The organism is Geobacter sp. PheSNFMC (assembly GCF_059620965.1).
Genome location: NZ_JCAMRN010000010.1, coordinates 44,882 through 54,632, shown reverse-complemented (window position 1 = coordinate 54,632; position 9,751 = coordinate 44,882). Strand labels below are relative to the sequence as shown.

Annotated in this window: 9 protein-coding genes; 5 read left to right on the top strand and 4 right to left on the bottom strand. The window is 62.0% G+C overall.

The annotated features are described in order from the left end of the window. The 4 genes from mutL to AC6CDK_RS03815 all read right to left on the bottom strand — a co-directional run. On the bottom strand, positions 1-1,039 hold a 1,039-nt coding region (mutL, locus tag AC6CDK_RS03830), incomplete at its 3' end, for a DNA mismatch repair endonuclease MutL (RefSeq protein ID WP_496639720.1). Then, positions 1,039-2,142 (bottom strand): NAD(P)-binding domain-containing protein, encoded by a 1,104-nt coding sequence (locus tag AC6CDK_RS03825; protein ID WP_039644094.1) that lies wholly within the window; start codon positions 2,140-2,142, stop codon positions 1,039-1,041. The genes mutL and AC6CDK_RS03825, both read right to left, overlap by 1 nt. A 178-nt stretch (positions 2,143-2,320) precedes the next feature. Beyond that, a complete protein-coding gene (locus AC6CDK_RS03820) occupies positions 2,321-2,785 on the bottom strand; it encodes a hypothetical protein (protein WP_039644093.1) in 465 nt (154 codons plus the stop codon). Positions 2,786-2,822: 37 nt separating this feature from the next. Beyond that, positions 2,823-4,661, bottom strand: a complete 1,839-nt coding sequence (locus AC6CDK_RS03815; RefSeq protein ID WP_039644091.1) for a UbiD family decarboxylase — start codon at positions 4,659-4,661, stop codon at positions 2,823-2,825. Positions 4,662-5,060: 399 nt separating this feature from the next. On the opposite strand from AC6CDK_RS03815, the gene AC6CDK_RS03810 reads away from it, so the two are divergent. The 5 genes from AC6CDK_RS03810 (at position 5,061) to AC6CDK_RS03790 (ending at position 9,747) form a co-directional block, all read left to right on the top strand. After that, entirely contained in the window at positions 5,061-6,218 is a 1,158-nt protein-coding gene (locus AC6CDK_RS03810) for an ABC transporter substrate-binding protein (RefSeq protein WP_039644089.1), read from the top strand. Between the two features lie 111 nt (positions 6,219-6,329). Further along, positions 6,330-7,196, top strand: a complete 867-nt coding sequence (locus AC6CDK_RS03805; protein WP_039644087.1) for a branched-chain amino acid ABC transporter permease — start codon at positions 6,330-6,332, stop codon at positions 7,194-7,196. 15 nt (positions 7,197-7,211) lie between these two features. Continuing rightward, positions 7,212-8,285 (top strand): branched-chain amino acid ABC transporter permease, encoded by a 1,074-nt coding sequence (locus AC6CDK_RS03800; RefSeq protein WP_039644085.1) that lies wholly within the window; start codon positions 7,212-7,214, stop codon positions 8,283-8,285. Positions 8,286-8,295: 10 nt separating this feature from the next. Continuing rightward, a complete protein-coding gene (locus AC6CDK_RS03795; protein ID WP_039644082.1) occupies positions 8,296-9,015 on the top strand; it encodes an ABC transporter ATP-binding protein in 720 nt (239 codons plus the stop codon). A gap of 27 nt (positions 9,016-9,042) precedes the next feature. Then, a complete protein-coding gene (locus AC6CDK_RS03790) occupies positions 9,043-9,747 on the top strand; it encodes an ABC transporter ATP-binding protein (protein ID WP_039644080.1) in 705 nt (234 codons plus the stop codon). Positions 9,748-9,751 lie beyond the last annotated feature (4 nt).

Genomic DNA, 9,751 nt, shown 5'->3' with positions numbered 1-9,751 from the left:
GGGGCGCCGCCGGCGGCGCAACAACGGGTGACTCGGAGCGGCGGATCCAGGGCGTGAGCCGGAGCGTCTCCTCCACGGCGCCCTGGATCACATCGTGCACGATCCCCTGCTGCCTGAAGCGGACCTCGTGCTTGGTGGGGTGGACGTTCACGTCCACTTCGCCGGGAGACACCTCGATAAAGAGAACCACCACCGGGTAGCGGCCCCGCTCCAGGAAGTTGCGATAGGCCTGGAGCACGGCGTGCTGCACGACGCGGTCGCGGATGAAGCGACCATTGATGTAGGTGTAGAGGTGCGATGCCGCGGAACGGCTCACATCCGGGCGGGCCACGAGTCCGGTCACCCGCACCCCCTCGGTGGCCAGCTCAACGGGGTGGAGGGCCGCAGCCACGGTCTTGCCCAGAAGTGCGGCCACCCGGTCCCTCAGGGTGCCGTCCAGGGCCCGGAACAGTGTCTTGCCGTCGCTCACGCAGGTAAAGCGAACCTCTGGGCGGGAAAGGGCCAGCCGGGTGACCAGATCTGCCACGTGGCCCCCCTCGGTCTCGACACTCTTCATGAACTTGAGACGGGCCGGGGTATTGAAGAAGAGATTGCGGACCGAGACCACGGTCCCCTCGGCCATGCCGCAGGCCTTCACCTCGCGGATCTTTCCCCCTTCGGCGTAGATCTCGGTTCCTTCGATGCTCCCCCGCTCGCGGGTGGCGAGGGTGAAGCGGGAGACCGAGGCCACGGAGGGGAGCGCCTCTCCGCGGAAGCCGAGCGTGGCCAGGGAGAACAGGTCGTCATCCGTGGCGATCTTGCTGGTGGCGTGGCGCTCCAGGGCCATGAGGGCGTCTTCCCGCGACATGCCGCAGCCGTCGTCGGTGATCCGGATGAGGCGCCGCCCTCCCCCCTCGATCTCCACGATGATCTCGCCGCAGCCGGCATCCAGGGCGTTCTCCACCAGTTCCTTCACCACCGACGCGGGGCGTTCCACCACCTCGCCGGCAGCGATCTTGTTGGTGAGTATCTCGGACAGTATCCTGATCCGGTGGGGCATCAGGCAAGCTTCCTCTTGACGGCCTCCACCACGTGGAAGGCGTCGTTGATGGCGGTGTAGATCAGGTTGGGATGCTTCTGCTCCTGGATGCTGCCGCCGCTGATCTTCATGAACGAGGGTGAGATGGCGCCGCCGATGACGTAGACCCCCTTGCGGGTCGACTCGAACTCGGCGTTGAGCAGGATGAGCCGGTCCCCCTCTTTGGCCACGGTGCAGACTCCTTCGGCGCAGGCAATGGTCTGGACCCCGATCTTGTCGAAGATGGGAAGCGGTCCCTGGGAGCCGATGCAGGCAATGACGCTCTTCATGGGGAAGCTCATGGCATGGTAGATCTCGATGCCGTCGGGCTGGGTGAACTCGTTCACCCGGATTACGAGCCGGTCGACCCCCTCCTGGTCCACCTCGCCGATGCGGGGGATGGCACCGGGAAGCAGCCTGATGTTGCCACCCAGGAGGATCTCCTCCCCCAGGCGCTGGGCGGTCTCCTTGTTCACGTCGAATTTTTCCGCCACATGGGCCCAGTAGACCGACTGGGTGTCCCCGGCCTCGCGCTTGGCCCTGAGGATGGAGATGATCACGTCCGCCGCCGTGTTGCCGCCGCCGATGACCAGGGTCCGGGCCCCCACGTACTTCTTCGGGTCATCCAGGGTCTTGGCCACCATCTTGGCGTCGCCGTAGACGGAAAGTTCGCGGGGAATGCTGCTGCCGAAGGCCAGGACCACCTTGCGGGCGGTGAAATTCCCCACAGAGGTCTGGACGATGAGGTGATCGCGGGCGTCTTTAAGATCCTCGAACTGGACCTCGGCCCGGATATTCAGGTTCTCGTGCTGGACAAAGTGCTGCACGTACTGGATGTACTTTTCCACGGCCACCGGCTTGTCGGGCGGGCGGAGCTCTTCCACCAGGAACGGTTCGGGGCTCTCCTTGGGCCGAGACGGGTAGACGTTCTTCCCTTCGGGGTAGGTGTTGGCGATTCCCTGAAAAACACTCTTTCCCTGTTCGATGAGGAGATAGGAGAGATCGTTTCTGTGACACAGGTAGGCGCAGGCGATCCCTGCCGGACCGCCCCCCACGATGAGGACGTCATACATCTGCTGTTCCATTGCACCTCCACCGGCCAGGATGCGCCCTCGGCCAAAAGCAAAAACCCCCGGGGGAACTCCCCGAGGACTTTTGACGATACCCCGTTTTGGCTGCCGCGTCAATCGACTGAATTGGGCGGCAAGGGACGGCTTCCGCCTTCGTCCGCCCGGATGCGCTTCCGGCTGTTCAGACAGCGGCTCAGGGTGTCCGCCAGTAGATTTTCCTGGGGATGCGCTGAAAATTATATTCGGAAAGGGTGAGGACGTCCTTCATGGGGAGCTTCCAGATGCCGTCGATCCGTCGCAGGTGAAAATCGCGGGTGACGAACCTGGTCCCGACCCCTTCCACCTCGAAGCCGACCGTGGCATTGATGACCACATGGTCGGCATCACGGGCCGCTACGGATACATCCTGGAGCTTTTCCCAGCAGCAGGCCGGGACCCGGGAAGCGTAGACCATGCGCTCGGCAAAGTAGTCCCATCCCCATGCCACCGGATGATCGAGGCGCCCGTACAGCCGCTCCAGATCCTCCGCCCGCCACAGATCGAGAATCTGCTCAAACGCGATTCGGGCCTCGGTCGTCACCTGATGGGCCGTGAAGGCCATCGAGCGCCCCGGACCCAGCAGAAGGAAGAGAATCGCCATGCAGAGGTATCGTGCCACGAAACACCTCCCGCCATGGGCAGCCATCGAACGCTGCTCAGATGATGCCGTGCAACGGACCTCCGGGGGCACCAAGCTCATCGACCCGCCGTTCAATCTCGGGGACATCCTCCAGGGGCGGCGCATGGTGCGGCTTGGTGCGGGCATCGATGACCAGTGCGCCGTCGCACCCCCAGTGCTTGCAGCGGACCGAGGCGCCGATGCCGTGGATGTCCGCTGCGGGATTGGAGCGGGTAAAGGTGACCCAGAGGAAATTATTGAGGGTCCGGGCGGCAAAATCGCTGTCGTCCACGATGACCACCAGGGGAAAGCGGTTGAGGGGATCGTCGACGGAGATGCCCGCGCAGAAGCGCTCCATGTCCGGGGTAACGCAGTCGCGGTAGCCGGGGAAGGCGGGGCCCTGCACCGCCAGAACGCCGGGGAAGCAGACCCGGGGCGCGCTAAACCCGTCGGGAAGGCGCAGCCCGACAGGTAGCTCGCCGGGCAGTTCACGCCTTGGTGGACCTGCCGCCGCGACGATGACCTTTGACCCCTCGTTCAGGCCCGTGCCCGAATAGTCGAGCGTGTCGATGGTGGTGCGGGTATGGAAGTGAAGGTCGCGCCGCCAGTCGGCCCGCTCCAGGGCAAAGCGGATAAAACCGTCGATGTCGTGGATGTCGGGGGGCTCGTCCTCATGGGGGGCGATGAAGAGGTACTTGGCCAGGGAGAGCTGGCCGTTGCCCAGGATGGCGCTGGCAATGGTGAGAAGCTCCCGGGGGGTGCGTTCCTCTTCATAGGGAACGTAGCGTTCTGAGCCCACGGCCAGCAGCAGGGGATGGACCCCGGCCGCGTCCACGGCATGAACCGCCTTCACCCCGGGAAGCACCTCGGGGATCAGGGCGCCGGTCAGTTCATGGATAAAGGCGCCGAAGGTGGTGTCCTCCTGGGGAGGGCGGCCGACGGTGGTGAAGGGCCAGATGGCGTCGGCACGATGGTACACGTTCTCGACCGTGAGGACCGGGAACGGATGGGCGAGGCTGTAATACCCCAGGTGATCGCCGAAGGGACCCTCGGGGAGCGTCCGGTTCGGGTCGATGGTGCCGGTGATGACGAAATCCGCCTCAGCCGGAAGGGGAAGGCGGTCGGGGCGGCAGATCATGTCGATGCGGCGTCCGGCCAGGAGCCCGGCAAAGGAAAGTTCCGGCAGCCCCTCGGGGAGCGGCATGACCGCCGCCACGGCCATGGAGGGTGCCCCGCCCACGAAGACGCTCACCTTCAGGGGCTCACCCCGGGCGATCGCCTCGGCATGGTGGACGCCGATCCCCCGATGGATCTGGTAGTGGATTCCGACCTCCTGGTTCGGCGCATACTCGTTCCCCGAAAGTTGAACGCGGTACATTCCCAGGTTGGAGAAGCGGAATCCGGGCCGGCCCGGGCTTTCGGAATAGACCTGGGGCAGCGTCACAAAAGGCCCGCCGTCCTTGGGCCAGGAAACCAAAGGAGGAAGTTGATCGATGGTTGCGTGATTGGCGAGAATCGGCCCGTCCGATACCTGGCGCGGCAGAAGGTGAAGCGCCGCCCGGGGAATGCCGAGGTGCCCCACGGGATCCCGCAGGAGTGCCGTGGGATTGATCTTGAGAGCCACGAGACGCTCAATGACGCGCAGGGTGTCTCGGAAGATGAAGGTAGTGCGGTCCATGGTGCCGAACAGGTTCCCCAACAGGGGAAAGCGGCACCCCTTCGCCCGCGTGAACAGGAGGGCCGGCCCCTCCGCATGGTAGACGCGGCGCTGGATGGCGCCGATTTCGAGGTACGGATCGGTTTCCACGTCGATCCTGATCAACTGGCCGGTCCGTTCCAGTTCCTTCACACATTCCTGCAGATTGCGATAACCCATGTTCCGGCGATTCCTCCCCGTTGCTCGCGCAGTCTTGGCGGCAGACTGGTGAAAGTGTATATGCTCGCACTCTAGCGAGGCCATGCATCCAAGTCAACGGGATGGTGGTAATTGGCCAATTTTCGCCACTTGCTGGTGGCCAATTTCAGCCACTCGCCATCCGTTATGATTGGCAAAAGAATGTTTGCACCAGGACCGGCAACGACAAATCGATAGGTTACAAAACGTTTACGGAGTGGCATTGTAGTTGCTTAAAATAAAACACCATCTCACATTTACGAAATGCCGCGCTGAGTGCCAGCTTATCGATCAGGCACCCTAACGGCCTGATCTGGAAATGTTTTTTTGGAGTGTTATTATAACATAGTGTCAGTCACTACCCACACAAGGAGGCAGAACATGATGAAGAAGCTTGTCTCATGCGTGCTGGCAGCCGCATTGGCCATTCCCGGCCTTGCCATGGCAGCCAACGTAAAGATCGGGGTCATCAACTCCATGACCGGCCCCGAGGCCCCCATCGGCGAGAACCTGACCAACGGCATCAAGCTGGCCCAGGAGGACCTGAAAAAGAAAGGAATCAACGCCGATCTCGTCTGGGAAGACGACACCGGCAAGCCCCAGATCGCCATGAGCGCCATGGAAAAGCTCGCCACCCGCGACGGCGTGGCCGGCGTGGTCGGCCCCTACACCTCCGCCTGCTCCAATGCCGTGTCGAAGCTTGCCGAGCGCTACAAAGTGCCGCTGCTCGTGCCTGCGGCCGCCAAGGAGGAGATCACCCGCCAGGGCCTCAAGTGGGTCTACCGCCTGAATGCCCCGGCCGACCAGTATGCGGCGAGCCTCATCGACGCGGCCACCGGTCTCGGCAAGCCGAAAACCATCGCCTTCATCTATGAGAACACCGATTTCGGCACATCCACGGTCAAGGCCGCCAAAGAGTATGTGGCCAAGAAGGGTATCCAGATCGTTGCCGACGAGTCCTATTCCAAGGGGTCTCCCGACTACCGCTCCACCCTGACAAAGGTCAAGGCAAAGAACCCCGACTTGGTCTTCATGGTTTCCTACGTGGCCGACGCCATCCTCCTCATGCGCCAGTCCCGTGAAATCGGCCTCAAGCCCCAGGCATTCCTGGGTGGCGGCGCCGGCTTCACCACGTCACAGTTTGCCAACGAGAAGGCTATCTCCAACTATGTGCTCTCCTGCACCCAGTGGACCGACGACGTGAACTGGCCGGGAGCCGCGGACTTTGCCAAGCGCTACAAGGCCAAGTTCGGCAAGGAACCCACCTACCACGCCGCCTGCGCCTACGAAGCCATGATGATCATGGCCCAGACCGCGGCCGCTGCCAACGGCGACCGGGAAAAGACCCGCGCCGGGCTCAAGGCCGGCAAGTGGAACGGCATCATGGGTGATGTCAAGTTCGAGGACTACGCCGGCTTCACCAACCAGAACAACCACCAGATGCTGGTTCAGCAGATCCTGAACGGCAAGTACGAGACGGTCTACCCGGCCAAGTTCGCCACCAAGAAGGCCGTGTATCCGTTCCCCGGCTGGAAATAGTCTGAAGGACCACTGAGGCAGGTCAAGGGTCAAGGGCCGGAATGGAGGTTTTCCATCGTTCCGTCCCTTGGCCCTTGATGCGTGAACCAGATTTTTTACCCGGAGCTATCCATGACCATTTTCCTCCAATCGCTCATCAGCGGTATCCTGATCGGCGGCGTCTATGCCCTGATCGGCATAGGGCTCACCATCATCTTCGGTGTCATGCGGGTCATCAACTTCGCCCACGGCGACATCATGATGATCGGCATGTACCTGACCTATAACTTCTTTACCCTGGCGGGGGTCGATCCGTTCGCCTCCATCGCCTTCACCATCCCGCTCATGTTCCTCTTCGGAGCCTTTCTCCAGAAAACATTCATCAACCGCGTGCTCGGTGCCCTGCCCCAGAACCAGATCCTGCTCACCATCGGCCTGGGACTGATCATGAGCAACACGATGATGTTCATCTATACGTCAGACTACAAGATACTGACCACACCCTATTCGTCGAGCAGCTTCAATATCGGCGCCATCTCCATCTCGTGGCCGCTGGCCATCTCCTTCCTGATCACCGCGGCGATAACGCTGCTTCTCTACTGGTTCCTGATGAGGACCGATACGGGCCAGGCGATCCGGGCCACGGCCCAGGACCGGGAGGCGGCCCAGCTCATGGGGATCAACGTGAAGCGGATGTCGATCCTGGCCTTCGGCATGGGAGCGGCCCTGGCCGGCACGGCCGGCGCGCTCGTGTCCCCCACCTACTACATCTTCCCGCAGATCGGGAGCACCTTCACCCTCAAGGCGTTCGTCATCACGGTTCTCGGCGGCATGGGGAGCATCGTGGGAGCTACCATAGGCGGCGTCATCATCGGGGTGGCGGAGTCCCTGGGAGCCGTCTACATCTCATCCGGCTGGAAGGACGTGGTCGTGTTCGTCCTCTTCCTCCTGGTGCTGCTCTTCAAGCCGGCGGGTCTGCTCGGCAAATCCAAAATGTAGCGGGGTCCGACTGACATGAGACAGATCAATGCTCTGATAACCAATACGCGCGGAGCCTCGCCGGTGTCGATCATCCTCGGGGTGGTCATTCTCGCGGGCCTCTTCCTCTTTCCCAAGGCAGTGGAGAGCCCCTACGCCCTCCACATCATGATCCTCTTCTTCCTCAGCACCATCATGGGGGAGAGCTGGAACATCGTCGGCGGCTACGCGGGACAGTACTCGGTGGGCCACGCCGCCTACTTCGGGGCCGGCGCCTATACCACCATGATCCTGATGCAGTTCAAGGAGATCCCCCCCTGGTACGGGATGATCGCCGGCATCATCGTGGCACTGGTGGTTTCCCTGATCATCGGCAGCATCTGCTTCCGGCTCCGGGGACCCTACTTTGTTCTCGCGTCCATTGCCGTGGCCGAGATCATGCGCCTCTGCGCCATGAACCTGAAAAATCTGACCAACGGGGCCGAGGGGATCCTGGCCACGGACATCCCCCCCTTCACCCTGGGGGAAACAGTAATCACCGACTTTCTCTCCAAGGTCCCCTTCTATTACATCGGCCTGGTGATCGCCATCCTGACCATCGCAGTCACCTACCTGGTGCAGCACTCCAAGCTCGGCTACTACTTCCAGGCCATCCGCGAGGACCAGGATGCGGCCCATTCTCTCGGGATCAACCTTTCCATCTACAAGAACATCGCCCTGGCCATCTCGGCAGCATTCACGTCGCTGGCCGGCAGCTTCTACGCCATTTACATCGGCTTCATCGATCCCCCCACGGTGCTCGCCCTGGACATCTCGGTGCAGATCGTCCTCATCTGCATCATCGGCGGCATCGGCACCATCTGGGGGCCGGTGGTGGGATCTCTGGTGCTGGTTCCCCTGTCGGAGGCCCTGCGCAGCAACCTGATCGCCCAGGGGATCTTCAAAATCGGCCTGGCCAGCGAGGAGTCCGGCTTCGGCATCCTCCTCAAGGAGCACCTGGCCCACGCCCATGCCCTGATCTACGGCATCCTGGTGGTGGTGGTCATCCTCTTCATGCCCGACGGCGTCCTGGGCTACGTCAAGAAACTCACCAAGAAAAAGGCGATGTGAGGTCAATCCCATGGCGATACTGGAAATAAAGCACGTCAGCAAATTCTTCGGCGGTCTCGCCGCCAATTCGGACGTCTCCTTCTCCATGGAGGAGGGGATGATCATGGGGCTGATCGGCCCCAATGGCGCCGGCAAGACCACCCTGTTCAACTGCATTACCGGCTATTACCCCCCGTCGCGGGGCGACGTGATCTTCGACGGCAGGAAGATCAACGGCATGGAACCCGACAGGGTCTGCAAGCTCGGCATGGTCCGCACCTGGCAGAAAGTCCGGCCCCTGGCCAAGCTCTCGGTGCTCGACAACGTCATGGTCGGCGCCCTCTGCCGGACCGGCTCCCTCAAGGTTGCCCGCGAGATTGCCCACGAGCAGCTCAAGGTCGTGGGACTGGATCACAAGTCCGACTTCCTTGCCGGCGGGCTCCCCATCGGCGAGCGGAAAAAGCTGGAGGTGGCCCGCGTTCTCGCCACCCAGCCCAAAATGCTGCTCCTTGACGAGGTCATGGGAGGACTGAACCCGGCCGAGAGCGAGGAAATCATCCAGTTGATCCTCGACATCAAGAAACGCGGCGGGATCACCCAGATGGTCATCGAGCACGACATGAAGGCGATCATGAGGATCTCCGAGCGCATCGTGGTCCTCAACTCAGGCGAAAAGCTGGCCGAAGGAACGCCGGAGGAGATCGTCAATAACCAGGCGGTGGTTGAGGCCTACCTGGGCTCCGAGCACTGATTTCACTGTTCCGACAAAGGATATGCCATGCTCACGATAGAAAAACTCAATTTCAGCTACGGTGACCTCAAGGTCCTCTGGGACATCGACCTGGAGGTCAAGGAAGGTGAAATCGTCACTGTTGTCGGCTCCAACGGCGCCGGCAAGTCCACCACCCTCAAGAACATTTCACGGCTCGTGAAACCCGACTCGGGCACCCTCACCTTCAACGGCACCGACCTCACCAAACTGGAATCCCACGAGGTGGTGGAACAGGGGATCGTCCAGGTACCCGAGGGACGGAAGATCTTCCCGGAAATGACGGTTCTCGAAAACCTGCGCATGGGCTCCTATCTCAAGAGCACCCGCGGCGACCGGGAGGCCAACGTGGACCGGGTCTTCGGCCTCTTCCCCCGGCTCAAGGAGCGGGCGAAACAGTTGGGCGGCACCATGAGCGGCGGCGAGCAGCAGATGCTCGCCATTGCCCGGGGGCTGATGACGAACCCGAAGCTTCTGCTCCTGGACGAGCCGTCCCTCGGTCTCGCACCGCTCCTGGTCAAGTTCATCTTCGAGATCATCACCGAGATCAACAAGCAGGGGGTCACCATCCTCCTCGTGGAGCAGAACGTCTTCCAGTCGCTCAGGATCGCCCACAGGGCCTATGTCCTGGAGACCGGCAGGGTTGTCCTCTCCGGCACCGGCGAGGCCCTCCTGAACGACGAACATGTGAAAAAAGCATTCCTGGGAATGTAGAGGC